Source organism: Terrimonas pollutisoli (assembly GCF_029360765.1).
GTDB classification, from domain to species: domain Bacteria; phylum Bacteroidota; class Bacteroidia; order Chitinophagales; family Chitinophagaceae; genus Terrimonas_B; species Terrimonas_B pollutisoli.
This window is the reverse complement of the sequence record NZ_JARKNA010000019.1, coordinates 53,665-69,016: the sequence shown is the minus strand read 5'-3', so window position 1 is coordinate 69,016 and position 15,352 is coordinate 53,665. Positions and strand designations below refer to the sequence as shown.

The 15,352-nt window shown below is 41.5% G+C and carries 12 protein-coding genes; 5 read left to right on the top strand and 7 right to left on the bottom strand.

Features of this window, described 5'->3' with window-relative positions; genetic code table 11:
• Nucleotides 1–88: 88 nt before the first annotated feature.
• Nucleotides 89–1,018: a malate dehydrogenase gene (gene mdh, locus P2W73_RS22120; RefSeq protein WP_276504287.1), complete on the bottom strand. Its 930-nt coding sequence runs from the start codon at nucleotides 1,016–1,018 to the stop codon at nucleotides 89–91.
• Between the two features lie 291 nt (nucleotides 1,019–1,309).
• Nucleotides 1,310–1,813 carry a thioredoxin gene (locus P2W73_RS22115; protein ID WP_276504286.1) on the bottom strand — a complete coding sequence of 168 codons (504 nt, stop codon included), beginning with the start codon at nucleotides 1,811–1,813 and terminating at the stop codon, nucleotides 1,310–1,312.
• Nucleotides 1,814–2,153: 340 nt separating this feature from the next.
• On the opposite strand from P2W73_RS22115, the gene efp reads away from it, so the two are divergent.
• From efp to P2W73_RS22095, 4 genes are all read left to right on the top strand, one after another.
• The gene (gene efp, locus P2W73_RS22110; RefSeq protein WP_276504285.1) at nucleotides 2,154–2,720 is read left to right on the top strand and encodes an elongation factor P; all 567 of its coding nucleotides are present in this window, start codon (nucleotides 2,154–2,156) and stop codon (nucleotides 2,718–2,720) included.
• A 182-nt stretch (nucleotides 2,721–2,902) separates the two neighbouring features.
• Nucleotides 2,903–3,400, top strand: coding sequence for an acetyl-CoA carboxylase biotin carboxyl carrier protein (gene accB, locus P2W73_RS22105; protein ID WP_276504284.1), 498 nt, complete (start codon nucleotides 2,903–2,905; stop codon nucleotides 3,398–3,400).
• A 119-nt stretch (nucleotides 3,401–3,519) separates the two neighbouring features.
• The gene (gene accC, locus P2W73_RS22100; protein ID WP_276504283.1) at nucleotides 3,520–4,857 is read left to right on the top strand and encodes an acetyl-CoA carboxylase biotin carboxylase subunit; all 1,338 of its coding nucleotides are present in this window, start codon (nucleotides 3,520–3,522) and stop codon (nucleotides 4,855–4,857) included.
• 91 nt (nucleotides 4,858–4,948) lie between these two features.
• On the top strand, nucleotides 4,949–6,127 hold the full coding sequence (locus tag P2W73_RS22095; RefSeq protein WP_276504282.1) for a dipeptidase: 1,179 nt from the start codon (nucleotides 4,949–4,951) through the stop codon (nucleotides 6,125–6,127).
• A 74-nt stretch (nucleotides 6,128–6,201) separates the two neighbouring features.
• Here P2W73_RS22095 and P2W73_RS22090 read toward each other — a convergent pair whose 3' ends face one another.
• The 5 genes from P2W73_RS22090 to P2W73_RS22070 form a co-directional block, all read right to left on the bottom strand.
• Nucleotides 6,202–8,391 (bottom strand): glutamine synthetase III family protein, encoded by a 2,190-nt coding sequence (locus tag P2W73_RS22090; protein ID WP_276504281.1) that lies wholly within the window; start codon nucleotides 8,389–8,391, stop codon nucleotides 6,202–6,204.
• Nucleotides 8,392–8,513: 122 nt separating this feature from the next.
• Nucleotides 8,514–9,524 carry a glutamine synthetase beta-grasp domain-containing protein gene (locus P2W73_RS22085; protein WP_276504280.1) on the bottom strand — a complete coding sequence of 337 codons (1,011 nt, stop codon included), beginning with the start codon at nucleotides 9,522–9,524 and terminating at the stop codon, nucleotides 8,514–8,516.
• A 161-nt stretch (nucleotides 9,525–9,685) separates the two neighbouring features.
• Nucleotides 9,686–10,537: an HAD-IIA family hydrolase gene (locus tag P2W73_RS22080; RefSeq protein ID WP_276504279.1), complete on the bottom strand. Its 852-nt coding sequence runs from the start codon at nucleotides 10,535–10,537 to the stop codon at nucleotides 9,686–9,688.
• Nucleotides 10,538–10,561: 24 nt separating this feature from the next.
• On the bottom strand, nucleotides 10,562–11,605 hold the full coding sequence (locus P2W73_RS22075) for a hypothetical protein (protein WP_276504278.1): 1,044 nt from the start codon (nucleotides 11,603–11,605) through the stop codon (nucleotides 10,562–10,564).
• Complete coding sequence (locus P2W73_RS22070) at nucleotides 11,602–12,819, bottom strand: hypothetical protein (RefSeq protein ID WP_276504277.1); 1,218 nt, start codon at nucleotides 12,817–12,819, stop codon at nucleotides 11,602–11,604. The genes P2W73_RS22075 and P2W73_RS22070 overlap by 4 nt, the downstream gene beginning before the upstream one ends.
• 295 nt (nucleotides 12,820–13,114) lie before the next feature.
• Here P2W73_RS22070 and purL point away from each other — a divergent pair, with 295 nt between their 5' ends.
• On the top strand, nucleotides 13,115–15,346 hold the full coding sequence (purL, locus tag P2W73_RS22065; RefSeq protein ID WP_276504276.1) for a phosphoribosylformylglycinamidine synthase subunit PurL: 2,232 nt from the start codon (nucleotides 13,115–13,117) through the stop codon (nucleotides 15,344–15,346).
• Nucleotides 15,347–15,352 lie beyond the last annotated feature (6 nt).

The window sequence follows — 15,352 nt, the reverse complement described above, 5'->3', positions numbered from 1 at the left end:
TGTTTATGCAACAATTTATAAATAATTAGTTGGGTAAATAAAAAAAACCGGTGTTACCCGGTTTCTTTTATCAAACTATGTTTTGTTATTAAAGCGTCTTCAAAACATCATTCATATTTCTAACAGCGTCTGCGCTTTTATTAAACTCCGCTTGTTCAGCTTCATTCAGTTCAAAGTCGAGAATTTTTTCCCAGCCATTTTTTCCAATGATAACAGGAACACCAAGACAAATATCTTTTTGACCATACTCGCCGTCAAGAGCAACGCAGCAGGTAAACAATTTCTTTTCATCTCTTACAATCGCTTCTACCAATGCTGCTCCGGCAGCTCCGGGTGCATACCAGGCAGAAGTACCGATGAGTTTCGTCAATGTAGCGCCACCCACCATGGTATCTGCTACGATCTGTTTTTGTTGATCAGCACTTAAAAATTTGGTAACCGGCACGGAGTTCCATGTTGCCAAACGAATCAATGGTATCATCGTGGTATCACCATGTCCGCCAACAACCACAGCATTCAGGTCTGCGGGGCTGCAACCCAAATGTTGGCTCAGCTGGTATTTAAACCTGGCACTATCAAGCGTTCCGCCCATACCAATGATCCTGTTTTTAGGAAGACCAGTTGACTGTAATGCCAGGTAAGTCATCGTATCCATCGGATTGCTGATCACGATAAGAATGGCATTGGGGGAATGCTTCAAAATATTTTCAGCAACTGTTTTTACAATACCTGCGTTCACGCCGATCAGTTCTTCCCTTGTCATACCAGGTTTGCGGGGAAGCCCGGAAGTTATAACTACTACATCACTGCCGGCAGTTTTTGCATAATCATTGGTGGAACCGGTGATCTTGGTGTCAAAACCAAGCAAAGCGGCGGTTTGCATCATGTCTTGCGCCTTACCTTCAGCTATACCTTCTTTGATATCCAGTAAGACTAATTCTGTTGCCAATTCTTTACGGGCAATGTTATCAGCACAGGTAGCCCCTACAGCTCCGGCACCTACAACAGTTACTTTCATTTGCGGAAATTTATGGAATGAGGAAATTATTTTGCGGGGCAAAGATAATGCTTGACAGTAAACCCCATCCTTGTACGAATGATTGTTTTTGCAACAGATCGAAGTGCGGCCTCATCCTCCTTTCCCAAAAAAGGAAGGAGCGGTGCTGCATTACTGATCCAAACTCCATATCTACCACATCAACTTTATATCTCTGCTCAGCATTTCCGAAGACTCCGATAATTTTTTGAGTCGTCGAAAAGCGAGGGATGTGTGTTGATGGCCTTCCCTTCGGGACGGTCGGGATGGGCTTTACTTCTTCAGTTCTTCAGCTACCTTATTAATGGGCAATGCTCCTGAGAATACCGATATCAACTCTTTCTTTTTATTGTAAAAAGCCAGAAAAGGTAAATTATGAATATCGTAAAAGACCGGAAGAAAGTAAGCCTGGTCTTTTCCTACAATGATATTGTCAAATCGTTTCAAATCATATTTGTTGTAGTAATCCACCATTTTGTCAAAGGGAAGGGTAGTGGACATCACGATCTGTACCTTGTCAAAAGCGGTTATGTTTTTGATGATCTCTTCTGTTTCATGTTGGCAATGATCGCAATCCGGGCTGAATAACATAAACATTACCGCTTTCTTCTTAGCCAGGTCATCTTTTGTGAAATGACTGCTACTATCGGTCAGCAATAGTTTGAAGGGAGGCACCGACGGAAAACGTTTGTAAGGTGGTTCTGCAATGGAATCAACTTGCCCTATGCCGGTAAGAGATACAACTATAGAAAATAACAATAAGCAAATTCTTTTCATGACTCAAAGAAAAGAATTAATTGAGAGTCGACCCTGATATTAACACAATCATGCGTCTCGCTAGAAAAGTAAAATAGAAATATCCCGGAAACCTTATTCTACTCCTTGAAGGCGGGGCGGCAAAACCGCTTCATTTTTTTCATTACCAGACATTTCAAAGTAGTAATGTTTTGGATTCTGACAGTGATATAACCGAGCTGCAGAATTGACCCGAATCATGGCAGAATTTGAAAGTATTTTTCAGTTTGCACAACTTGTCTGGCTGGCCAACCGGATAGTATTTTTTTGGAGTAGCCGTTTCCACATTTCCCTATCTTTGCCGCCTCAAAAAAAGAAATTTATGGCAAGTACAGCAGACATCAGCCGTGGCCTCATCATCAAATTAGATGGCAGCTTATATTCTGTAGTAGAATTTGGTGAAAACAAAACAGCCCGTGCCGCTGCTAAAGTGTGGGCTAAATTGAAAGGTGTAGACAATAATCGCACTATTGAAAAAACCTGGAACTCCGGCGATACCATTTACCCGGTACGTGTTGAAAGAAAGGATTACCAGTTTTTATACAAGGACGACACTGGTTATAATTTTATGGATACTGAAACCTTTGAACAGGTTGCTGTTCAGGAAAACCTGGTTGACGCTCCCCAGTTTTTAAAAGAAGGTCAGACCGTTTCTCTTCTCATCAATACGGAGACGGAACTTCCGATGAGTGTAGAACTACCGGATAAAATTGTTATGCAGGTTACTTACACAGAGCCGGGGCTACGGGGTGATACAGCAACCCGTACATTAAAGCCCGCCACTATTGAAACCGGCGCTACTGTCAATGTTCCTTTATTTGTAAATGAAGGAGAATTCATCAGAATAAATACTAAAACAGGCGAGTACCTGGAAAGAGTAAAAGAGTAATTTTTTGCAACAGGAAAATATTTAGAAATGGCCCGAAATCTCCCGATTTTAGGCCATTTTTGATTGAATTTGACTCATTTTTGGTCAAAATGACCAAAAAAATCTTGATTATCTGATTTTGATTTCCTTACCTTAGCCCTCCATTTTCTTACTAAATTAAATTGTCTATTAAATTGAAAAACATGGACTTCAAACAAATCCAGGAATTGATCAAAATGATCAACAAATCAAATATTGGCGAGTTGACTATTGAGCAAAAGGATTTTAAAGTGACCATAAAACAGAAAGAAGAACATATTACACAAGTACTATCATCCCCAGCCTCCACATCTTTCGCACCACCCACACAGCAAGCCATTGCAGCTCCACAACAACCTATTTCTATACCGGCCGCTGCTTCTTCAGCCGAAAAACCAAAGACAGAAACACCAGCAGCCAACTTGTTAACAATCAAAAGCCCTATGATTGGAACATTTTATCGCAAAGCAGCGCCTGACAAGCCCAATTTTGTTGAACCGGGTGATGAGGTAACAAAGGGTAAAGTGGTTTGTATAATAGAAGCGATGAAGCTGTTCAATGAAATTGAAAGTGAGATAAGCGGTAAAATTGTAAAAGTATTAGTAGACGATGCTTCGCCAGTGGAATACGATCAGCCTCTGTTCCTGGTGGAGCCGGCATAATTTGAAAATGAGTCAATTTGAAAATTTAAAAATGGAGAAATGCTCCATGTTTATTTTCTTATTGGCTTTTTTGATTTCATTTTCAAATCATCACATTTTCAATCTTTCAAATAAAATCCATGTTCAAAAAAATATTAATAGCTAACAGGGGAGAGATTGCTCTCCGTATTATCAGGACCTGCCGCGAAATGGGAATTAAAACGGTAGCAGTGTATTCCACTGCTGACCGTGACAGTTTGCATGTAAAGTTTGCGGATGAGGCTGTTTGTATCGGTAAGCCCCAAAGCAGTGATTCATACCTGAATATTCCTCATTTAATGGCGGCCGTGGAAATTACCAATGCAGACGCCATACACCCCGGTTACGGTTTTTTGGCTGAGAATGCAAAGTTTGCTGGTATCTGTAATGACCATGGAATAAAATTCATTGGTCCAACGCCTGATATGATCAACAGCATGGGCGATAAGATAACGGCTAAAGAAACGATGATCAAAGCCGGCGTACCTGTTGTTCCCGGCGGCGAAGGCCTGTTGCAAAGCCTTGACGAAGCAAAAGGGCTGGCAAGAAATATGGGTTATCCGGTGATTTTAAAAGCTACTGCCGGTGGCGGTGGTAAAGGAATGCGGATTGTTTGGGAAGAAAGTGAAATGGAGAAAGCCTATGATACGGCTAAAGCAGAAGCCGCCGCTTCATTTAAGAATGATGGCATCTACATGGAGAAATTTGTAGAGGAACCACGCCATATCGAAATACAGGTGGCAGGTGATCAATACGGAACTGTTTGTCACATGAGTGAAAGAGATTGTTCTATCCAGCGCCGGCATCAAAAACTCGTAGAAGAGTCGCCTTCACCTTTTATGACGGATGAACTAAGAATGCAAATGGGGGAGGCGGCTAAAAAAGCTGCTGGTGCCATCAATTACGAAAGCGTTGGAACTATTGAATTCCTCGTGGATAAGCATCGCAATTTCTATTTCATGGAGATGAATACCCGTATCCAGGTAGAGCATTGCGTAACGGAAGAGGTGATCAATTTTGACCTAATCAAAGAACAAATAAAAATTGCCGGCGGCGAACGGATTTCAGGCAATGATTATATCCCGCAAATGCATTCCATCGAGTGCAGGATCAATGCAGAGGATCCTTACAATGATTTTCGTCCTTCACCCGGAAGAATTACAACTCTGCATCAACCTGGCGGACATGGTGTTCGGGTGGACAGCCATGTATATGCTGGTTATACCATTCCTTCATATTATGATTCTATGATCGGCAAACTTATTACCATTGCCCGTACGAGAAACGAAGCGATTGATACGATGTACAGGGCTTTAAGTGAATATGTAATAGAAGGAGTAAAAACAACAATACCGTTTCATTTGCAATTAATGCAAAACGAACGTTTCCGTGCCGGTGATTTTAATACGAAGTTTTTAGACAGTTTTGAATTGAAATAATTGTGTTTACAAAAAAGGTCCCGGCTCGTAGCCGGGATTTTTTTATCTTAACCTGAAATAGGAAATGATGAAAAAATGGATTTGTTTTTCAATGGTTTTGATCTCATTCAGTAACGGTTATTCACAAGCTTATAAAAAACTGCACTCAAAAGCTGTTTTAGTTGATACACATAATGATGTCCTTTCCTCTGCCGTGTTGGATGGTAAGGATATTTCACACAGGATCGGTGAAGGGCATAGCGATCTCGACAGGTTTAAAGCGGGTGGGGTAGATGTGCAGTTTTTTTCAGTATTCACCGGACCGGAGCCAAGAAATAAAGAAGGGGTATATAAAGATGCTAACGAAGAGATCGATTCACTTGAAAGTATTGTCGCCAGAAACAAAGACAAAATGGTATTGGCTAAGACATACGCCGATACAGAGATGGGCATCTCACAAGGAAAACTGGTAGCCCTGGTAGGAGTAGAAGGTGGTCATATGATTGAAGGTGATTTGCAAAAACTGGAGGCCTTGTATAAACGGGGTATGCGTTATATGACCCTCACCTGGAACAACAGCACGGATTGGGCTTCCAGTGCCATGGATGAGGCCTCCCTAAATCCCTCCGAGGGAGGGACTTTGAAAAATTCTAAAAAAAGGAAAGGTCTTACTGATTTCGGAAAGCAAATTGTAAGGCGAATGAATGAACTGGGAATCATCGTTGACCTTTCTCATACAGGTGAGCAAACATTTTATGACGCCATTGCCATTTCATCGAAGCCGGTTCTGCTATCACATAGCTCAGTTTGGAATCTATGTCCGGTATTTCGCAACGTGAAAGATGATCAGCTTAAGGCGTTGAAGAGAAATGGTGGAGTCATCTGCATTAACTTTTATTCAGGGTTTATAAGTAAAGCCTTTGATGAACGATCTGAATATTTCAAAAATGCAGCAAAAAATGGGTTACAGGATTCACTGTTTAAAATATACAAAGATTCTGCGACCATGAAAACCAGGCTGCAGGAATATTCAAAGACTGAGCTGGAAAAGATTCGGCCCACAATAGCCGACCTGGTTGACCATATTGATTATGTTGTAAAATTGATCGGAGACGATCATGTAGGTATTGGCGCGGATTATGATGGCGTAAGTTCATTGCCGGTTGGCATGGATGATGTGACGTCTTATCCAAAAATAACGGAGGAGTTGATGCGAAGAGGATATTCAAAGAAGTCAATAAAAAAAATATTGGGTAAAAATGTGTTACGGGTAATGAAGGAAAATTTTTAGCGCTACAAAAATTTAAACCCTCCGCATAGGGAGGGTTTAAAAAATATAACAGTTCTTCAAGGTGGTCGTAGAAATTATCTGAGAAATAGCATTTCCCTGTATTTTGGCAAATACCACTCCCTGTCATCAACGAGCAATTCCAATTTGTCAGCATGATAACGGATCTTATCAAAGAACACATCCTTTACCTGGCTTTGATAAGCGATGGCTTTTGTTCTTGTGTCTTCTATGTTGTTGCAGATCTTTCTGGCTTCGATCATTTTTTCAACCAGGTCGCTTGCCTTGTTGATGTGTTCTGATATTTTATCGAGAATTTGTTTTTGGTTGCTGTAAGCCGACTCCGGAAGTCCGGCTTCTTTCAATCCGCGGATGTTATTAGTTAATAAATTTTGATAACGGATAGCAGGTGGTAAAATATGACTGGTAGCCAGTTCACCCATGATGCGGCTTTCGATCTGCACTTTCTTGATGTATTTTTCCAGCTCTATTTCATGACGGGCTTCCAATTCGGAATGAGTAAAGATATCATTGTTCTCAAAAAGCTTTTTTGCTTTGTTGGTAACCATTGCATCCAGGGCCAACGGAGTGGTCTTCACATTAGGTAAACCTCTTTTTTCAGCTTCCTTTTCCCAGCTTTGACTATAACCGTCACCTTCGAATAATACTTTTTCGCTGGCAACGATATATTCACGGATCACATGCATGATAGCGATCTCTTTTTTCTCACCCTTCTCGATTAACGCATCGACATCATCTTTAAATTTCTTCAATGTATCGGCCATGATGGTATTCAGCACTGTCATGGGATTCGCACAATTCGCCGATGATCCTACAGCACGGAACTCAAATTTGTTTCCTGTAAAAGCAAATGGCGATGTACGATTCCTATCTGTGTTGTCCATCATCAGTTCAGGAATGCTTTTATGAATATCGATCTTCAGCATGCTTTCATCCTGCTCATCAAACTTGTCGCCCACTCTTTCCTTTACATCCTGCAATACTTTGGTCAGGTATTGACCGATAAAAACCGAAATGATAGCGGGAGGTGCTTCATTGGCGCCGAGGCGATGATCATTGGGCGCTGATGCAATGGATGCTCTTAAAAGATCTGAGTAGTCGTGCACCGCTTTAATTGTGTTAACAAAAAAAGTCAGGAACATCAGGTTCGTTTTTGGAGTTTTACCGGGGCCTAAAAGATTTACACCCGTATCGGTTGACATACTCCAGTTATTATGCTTTCCGCTGCCATTGATGCCTGCAAATGGTTTTTCATGCAGTAATACACGAAGGCTGTGACGCCGTGCTACACGATCCATCACGTCCATCAAAAGTGAGTTGTGATCTACCGCCACACTTACTTCTTCAAAAATAGGAGCGCATTCGAACTGTGCCGGGGCTACTTCGTTATGCCTTGTCCGCAAGGGAATACCTAATTTATAAGATTCCGTTTCGAAGTCACGCATGTAAGCATAAATTCTTTCGGGTATGGACCCGAAATAGTGGTCTTCCAGTTGCTGGTTTCTCGCAGAGTTATGCCCATACACCGTACGGCCACACATCACCAGGTCAGGACGGGCATTGAACATTGCTTCATCGATAACAAAGTATTCCTGCTCCCATCCCAGCGTAGAAGTAACACGGCTTATGTTTTTATCAAAGTAATTACAAACATCTACCGCTGCTTTGTTCAAAGCTTCTGCCGCTTTCAGCAAAGGTGCTTTATAGTCTAATGATTCGCCGGTATAGGAAACAAAGATGGTAGGAATACAAAGTGTTTTGCCATTACCAATTTCCATGATAAAAGCGGGAGAAGAAGGGTCCCATGCAGTATAGCCTCTTGCTTCAAATGTGGCACGTAATCCGCCGCTTGGAAATGAAGAAGCATCGGGTTCCTGCTGTATCAGTGCATCGCCTTCAAACTGCTCAATTGAAGTACCATCGCCTTTTATGGTGAAAAACGAATCATGTTTTTCGGCAGTAGTTCCGGTTAAGGGTTGGAACCAGTGAGTAAAATGGGTGACTCCTTTGTTTTCAGCCCAGGCCCGCATACCAGTTGCAATTTGATTAGCAACTGCCCTGTCAATCTTTTGTCCTGACTTTGTTGAATTGGCAAGACTTTTATATGCCTCGTCACTCAAATACTCACGGGCAACTTTTAGGGTAAAAACATTACTGCCAAAGACACCGGTGATTTTTTTCGAGCTGTCGATATCAAGTTGACCATTGGCTGTCAGCTCTTCTAATGCATGAAACCTTAGTGACATAGTTGTATACTTTTGGCAAAGAAAAAAAATCCCTCTCATACAAAGACGGAAGGGATCAAATAATTATTGACAATAAATATCGAAAAGAATAAAGGCATGTCCCGAAGACATGCCTTTCAAAATTATGCTTTTACAGATTTTACTGTTTTAATGATGCGTCCTGCCACTTTATAAGGATCAGCAGCAGAGTTTGGACGACGATCTTCCAGGTATCCTTTCCATCCTTTTGCCGGAACCATTACAGGAATGCGGATAGACGCACCGCGATCAGAAACCCCATAGCTGAAGTCGTGGATGCTGGCTGTTTCGTGTTTACCGGTTAAACGCAAGTGGTTGTCAGCTCCGTAAACTTCGATATGCTCTTTTACCACAGGGCGGAAAGCTTCGCACACTTTATCAAAGATCTCTTTGCTACCGGCATTTCTCAACAAGCCGTTAGAGAAGTTGGCATGCATACCACTTCCATTCCAATCAAGAGAACCAAGAGGTTTACAATGCCAATTTACTGAAACTCCGTATTTCTCACCAATTCTTTCCAGCAGGTAACGTGCAATCCAGATTTGATCACCAGCTTCTTTAGCGCCTTTGGAGAATATTTGAAACTCCCACTGTCCGGCAGCTACCTCAGCATTGATGCCTTCTACATTCAGGCCAGCTTCCAGGCAAACATCTAAATGTTCTTCAATAATATTGCGTCCATAAGCATTAGCTGCACCTACTGAACAATAATATGGGCCTTGCGGGCCGGGAAATCCGCCAGCAGGAAAACCAAGAGGCTTATTTGTTTGATTATCCCAAAGGAAATATTCTTGTTCGAATCCAAACCAAAAATCATTGTCATCATCATCGATCAAAGCACGGCCATTTGATGCATGAGGAGTACCATCAGCATTCAAAACTTCGCACATTACCAGGTAACCGTTTTTGCGCTGCGGATCGGGCACAACAAATACTGGTTTCAATAAACAGTCAGATGATCCGCCTGGCGCCTGTTCAGTTGAAGAACCGTCGAAGCTCCACATTGGTAGATCAGCCAGGTTGCCACTAAATTCTTTTTCAATTTTTGTTTTGCTGCGGAGACTTTGGGTGGGCTTGTAACCATCAAGCCAAACGTATTCTAACTTTACTGCCATAAAACGAAGGATTGTTTATTGATAAATAAAATAATTTGCAATTTTACAACAATAACGGTAAAAAACCGGACAGGTGGTTAAAAAAAGTGGATATTTTGACACTAACGATCATTATTGGGATGTATTTGGAATGATTTCTTTCAAATTATTATTTTTTATAATCACATTCCGAAAACAACCGCACTTTCACAAATAAATGTAGGAGCGATGCCGGTAGATATAATCCGGTTTTCATAATCTTCTGGTAACATGTTGCCTGTTAAGACCAATGCGGTGTCGAGGCCAAACTTATTTCCTCCCAATATATCGGTGTGCAGGGTATCACCTACCATTAAAATATCCTTTTTAGTGATCCCTGGATAAAGCGGTAAAATATACTCCCAGGCAAACATGAATATCTGCGAATCAGGCTTGCCAAAACGAATGAATTTTCGGCCGGTTATTTTTTCAATCATATAAGAAAGGCCACCAATGGCAATACCAACTTCTCTCTTAGACATTGGGTAGGCTCCGTCAGGATTGGCAACAATAGCCGGTATTGTTCGCCGGCGAAGTAAATTGACAGCTTTGTTTAATCCATCCATCCAGTCAAATCCCTCATCGTCGAGTAATACAAGAGCGGTTATGTCATTAATATTATCTTCCGTCATTTCTTGCAGCGGTAAGGTTTCCAAGCCAGGGTGCTCGATATAATGGGCCGAATCTTCTGTTCCCAGGTAAGCCACAAGCCCCTGTTTCACTTTCAGATCAAGAAATTCTTTTGCCAGCATGCCTGATGAGATAATTTTATCGGGTGTAATATGGTTTAAGCCACTTTTGTAATAAGAATCCGCCAAGAGCTCGGGGCTGCGGCTGGCATCGTTGGTGAGAATGTAGTAGGCTTTTTGTTGTTCGTCCAACCAGTTGAAGGTGCTTTCAATGCCAGGTATCAGGCCTTTGTAATTTTTTACAACGCCGTAAGCATCAAACAGGATAACCTTATAATTTTCCAGCAAGGATTTAAAATCTGTCATAACCACATTTGTTTTATCCGCCAGCTACTTACTAATCTTTAAATGATCAATGATTTTATCAGGATCGAAATCCCTGTCTACAGACGGCAGATATATTTCAATAGCTTCATTATATAGTTTTTTTGCAAAATGCTCGCTAAAAAAATAAATACCATTCTTAATCACATAGTTCAAAATAAAAAAACGATACCCTTCCCGCAGGAAACGTATTTCGTCAGCCGTCAATGGATTTATCGAATGATACTCACTCAGGAAAACCAGGAACCGTTCCTCCATCATCGGTCCGATTACATAACTCCACACGGTTCTATCACCTGCATCGCTCACTACCCGGCTAAAAAAATAAAAATCCATCATTCGGCTGCTCATCCTGAACCAGTCATAGTCCCAGCGGCTGAATAGTTGAAAATTGTCAACCACGGAAAAATTCCCAATATTCCAATCAATAAAAACAGGGATGGTTTCGAAACTGCCGGCATTGCATTTATTCCTGTTTTTCAGAAACATTTCACAGTGATGTCTTATCAGCTTGACATGTTCTTTGTTGGTAAATCTTTTTTCATCCGTTTCCAATTGGTCAAGTAATGTATTAATGTCCGTTCTGAGTGTCTTACTGCTTTTTGGCAATACATTGCGTATCCTGCTACAGGCAAGATGGAATTTGGCGATTTGTTTTCCAAAACTGCGGATATGTCCTTCCTGTAAGCGACGTGGCATGACCTGCATCACCCGGCTGGGATTGTAAAAAACGACCCATGCATCTATATTGCTTTTTCGGTGACGATACGTGTATACCCGGTTGTTTTTTAAAAGACTTTTTGCCAAAAGGTTTTCGAAGGGATACAACAGGTTATTGGCCAATGAATGAATGATTCGGTGATCTTCCTTGAAATGCTCGTATTGGCCGAAGGTGGATAGCTTTGCGATAATAAAGTCTTCGTCGGTAAATGTGACCTTATAAACGTGATTGGTTGAAACCATTGGGCTGATATCTTCAATGGTCATTATCTTCCGGGAAGCGTCATATCCTTTCCATGCTGCCTTTACTATCTCTGTATAGTGGGTCATATTTTAGTTGTTGCAAAATCCTTTTTGTTTCTCCCGGCAAAAGTAGTGGCGATAGTTTTCCAATCCGTTTGTACCACGATTAAAGGTATTATTAAAGGAAGCACAATACTGCGGTAACGAACGATAGCGCCCAGGTTGTTTACGCTAAAGCCAATAGCCAGCAACAGCGTCAATGAAAAAAATACGCAGAAATAAAGAATGTTTTTTGAAGTGATCTTTTCCCTTCGCCGATATAGCAGGTATAATAAAAATATCAATAACAATAAATCTGTTTCAACTGCGGCGGCAAGTGAGAGTAGATGTTTAACGTCACTTGGGTAAGGTCTTATAATCGATAGGGTAATTGCTTGTGGCGTGTTTTTAACAAAACTCAATACAGTTGGCTCCAACTCCTTGATAGGGACGCTTGATTTTCCTACATTTTCGATAAAGGCCTGTTGTTTACTTACAACCGCTTGTGGAAAATCGAGCCTGGAGTCTACAAAGCGTAATCCAAAAAAAAACAGCCCACAAAAAAGATAGACGGTACTAAAACAAGCCAGCGAATATTTCGGCCACTTATTAGCAAGCACCCAGGCAAAAAGAGCCGGAAGAATGATAACCAGTACAAAATTTCTTAACAGTAAAAGAATGGTCAGCCCTAGTAAGATCGCTAACCATCTTTTAATTGTAAATCTTTTTTCTTTAAAACCATAATAAACGTGATAAACAATTAAAGCGATACCCGTAAAAATCAGGCCTTCCTTATGGATGCCGCTTGACCAATAGAAAAATGAAGGCGTGAAGAAAATAGCCACCAGCAGCAAGTTTTTTCTGTCGGGAAAAACATCCACCATCACCCGATAAATAGCTAAGGGGCCAAAAAGTGAAATGAAAGCGTAGAATATCACATTGATGTAGTATTGTCCAAAACTGAATATGTGAAAGATGGACACGATTTTGGTAAATACATTTCCTTTCAAATCGTTCCAGTAAGAATCTTTAGAGCCAAAAAAACTGTCGACTCCCTCTTTATTATAGGGATCGTTGAAGATATTGGTAAGATATTCGTATGGATTTGTCTGCAATAAATGGTATTCTTCAAGGCCATTATTATGATAATTCCAGGTATCAATCATTTGCGCAAAACCGCCATAAAAATGGCCCATCCAGCCATAGAAAATACCGGCAATTACTTTCAGTAAAAAAATAATAACCAGCTGTGATTTGCTCAATCCTGATTTGTTAAAAAAGCTGGTTTTGGTTACTAACCATGAAAATAGGACAAGGTAGCCTGCAAAAAACAAATAATCCAAACGGTAGGGTTTTGATGTTGCAAAATAGACATTATTATCAGAAGTATAAGTGGCCGGAAGCTGCAGTAAGCGATCTGGCAGATCTGCAAAAGTCAAAAGTGAAAAGGCAAAACCGATTTTTTGACTTCTTTCTTTTCACTTTTCACTTCCACCGGCGGCCTCGTACTTTGTATTTCCGTAGCTTTGCCACCTTCAATCAACTATTACATTTTTCATGGAAATAACGCTCAAAACAGCTCAGCAGCTCAGGCTTACCGAAGAAGAATTTGAATTGATGCAAAAGAAACTGGGAAGAATGCCCAATTTTAATGAACTCTGTGCTTTTTCCGCCATGTGGAGTGAGCATTGCAGTTATAAAAATTCTATTAAATGGCTGAAGACCTTGCCAAGAGAAGGAGGGAAAATGTTAGTGAAAGCGGGCGAAGAAAATGCCGGATTGATGGATATTGGCGACGGGCTTGGCGTGGTGTTTAAAATTGAATCGCACAATCACCCCTCTGCCATCGAGCCCTTCCAGGGAGCTGCTACTGGTGTTGGTGGTATTCATCGTGATATTTTTACCATGGGTGCAAGGCCTATTGCATCGTTGAACTCTCTTCGTTTTGGAAACCTGGAAGAAGATAAAACCCAACACCTGTTATCAGGAGTGGTTCACGGTATCGGCCATTATGGAAACTGTTTTGGTGTGCCTACGGTCGGCGGCGAAATATATTTTGATGAATGTTATCATACCAACCCACTGGTAAACGCTATGAGTGTGGGTATTGTAAAAGCCGGTGAAACGGTTTCAGCAACAGCGCTTGGTAAAGGAAATCCCGTAATGTTTGTAGGAAGTGCGACAGGAAAAGATGGGATAGGCGGAGCATCTTTTGCGTCGGCCGATATTACCGAGGAAAGTGCTCAGGATTTGCCGGCGGTACAGGTTGGTGATCCCTTCCAGGAAAAGAAATTGCTTGAAGCCTGCCTGGAAGTAATACAAACGGGCGCCGTGGTCGGTATGCAGGACATGGGTGCAGCCGGTATCATTTGTTCCACTGCCGAAATGAGTGCCAAAGGGGAAGTAGGTATGCGGATTGACCTTGATAAAGTACCCACAAGACAACAAAACATGAAGGCGTGGGAATTGCTTTTGAGTGAAAGCCAGGAGAGAATGTTGATGGTTGCAGAAAAAGGAAAGGAAGATATTGTGAGAAAGGTGTTTGAAAAATGGGATTTGCCTTGTTCGGTAATTGGAGAGGTGACGGATGACGGGATATTGAATTTTTACATGCATGGAGAGCTGGAGGCTTCAATACCTGCTCACGAGTTGGTATTAGGTGGAGGTGCTCCTCAATACGATCGGGAGTACCGTGAGCCGGCTTATTTTGCTGAAATCGCAAAATTCAATATGTCTTCAGTTGCTGAGCCCGAAGATTTGAAAGCTGTGGCAGAACAGCTCATACAATTACCAACCATTGCTTCGAAACGTTGGATATATACCCAGTACGATAGCATGGTGGGTACGGTAAATACGTCAACCAATACACCCACAGATGCGGCCGTTGTAATGGTAAAAGGATCAAAAAAAGGCCTCGCTGTCACTACTGATTGTAACAGTCGCTATGTGTATGCCGATCCTTATAAAGGAGCCATGATCGCTGTGAGTGAAGCGGCAAGAAATATTGTATGCAGCGGTGGTCAGCCGTTGGGAGTCACTAACTGCCTGAATTTTGGAAATCCATATGACCCTGAAGTATACTACCAGTTTGTAAATGCCATAAAAGGCATGGGAGATGCATGTAGAAAATTTGATACACCGGTAACAGGAGGTAACGTCAGTTTCTACAATCAAAATCCTGATGGCCCGGTAAATCCTACACCTACTATCGGTATGGTAGGCTTGCTGGAAAATGTTGCGGATAAAATGACATTGGACCTGAAAGAAGAGGGCGACATTCTTTACCTGGTGGGAAGTTCGAAAAATGATATTAATGGTTCCGAATACCTTCATAAGATTGCCGGTGCCAAATTTTCTTCGGCTCCCTATTTTTCATTGGAGGAAGAATATGCTCTTCAGCAGAAAATTGCTGAAGCCGTCAGTAAAAAAATGATTCAGTCAGCGCATGATGTAAGCGAGGGGGGCTTGTTTGTTACACTGTGTGAAGGTGGTTTCAATCGTGAGCTCGGTTTTTCAATCATAACTAATAACGAGTTCAGAAAAGATGCCTGGTTGTTTGGCGAAGCGCAAAGCAGGGTATTGGTGAGCGTATCACTGGACAAAGTAAATGATTTTGAAAAACTGCTGGGTAGCTTCCCGCATGAAAAAATTGGCGTTGTTACAACCGGCGAGATAGTGATCGACGGTGACTTTTGGGGCACCATCGACTGGTGGAAGGAAAAATATGATACAGCTATTGAAAATTATCTAGCAAAGGAAGAAGCAGGGTCAGCCTTGAGTTCTATTTAATAGAAA

Coding starts and splice junctions, on each gene's coding strand:
- mdh (WP_276504287.1), bottom strand. CDS start 1,018: ATGAAAGTAACTGTTGTAGGTGCCGGAGCTGTAGGGGCTACCTGTGCT.
- P2W73_RS22115 (WP_276504286.1), bottom strand. CDS start 1,813: ATGAAAAGAATTTGCTTATTGTTATTTTCTATAGTTGTATCTCTTACC.
- efp (WP_276504285.1), top strand. CDS start 2,154: ATGGCAAGTACAGCAGACATCAGCCGTGGCCTCATCATCAAATTAGAT.
- accB (WP_276504284.1), top strand. CDS start 2,903: ATGGACTTCAAACAAATCCAGGAATTGATCAAAATGATCAACAAATCA.
- accC (WP_276504283.1), top strand. CDS start 3,520: ATGTTCAAAAAAATATTAATAGCTAACAGGGGAGAGATTGCTCTCCGT.
- P2W73_RS22095 (WP_276504282.1), top strand. CDS start 4,949: ATGGTTTTGATCTCATTCAGTAACGGTTATTCACAAGCTTATAAAAAA.
- P2W73_RS22090 (WP_276504281.1), bottom strand. CDS start 8,391: ATGTCACTAAGGTTTCATGCATTAGAAGAGCTGACAGCCAATGGTCAA.
- P2W73_RS22085 (WP_276504280.1), bottom strand. CDS start 9,524: ATGGCAGTAAAGTTAGAATACGTTTGGCTTGATGGTTACAAGCCCACC.
- P2W73_RS22080 (WP_276504279.1), bottom strand. CDS start 10,537: ATGACAGATTTTAAATCCTTGCTGGAAAATTATAAGGTTATCCTGTTT.
- P2W73_RS22075 (WP_276504278.1), bottom strand. CDS start 11,605: ATGACCCACTATACAGAGATAGTAAAGGCAGCATGGAAAGGATATGAC.
- purL (WP_276504276.1), top strand. CDS start 13,115: ATGGAAATAACGCTCAAAACAGCTCAGCAGCTCAGGCTTACCGAAGAA.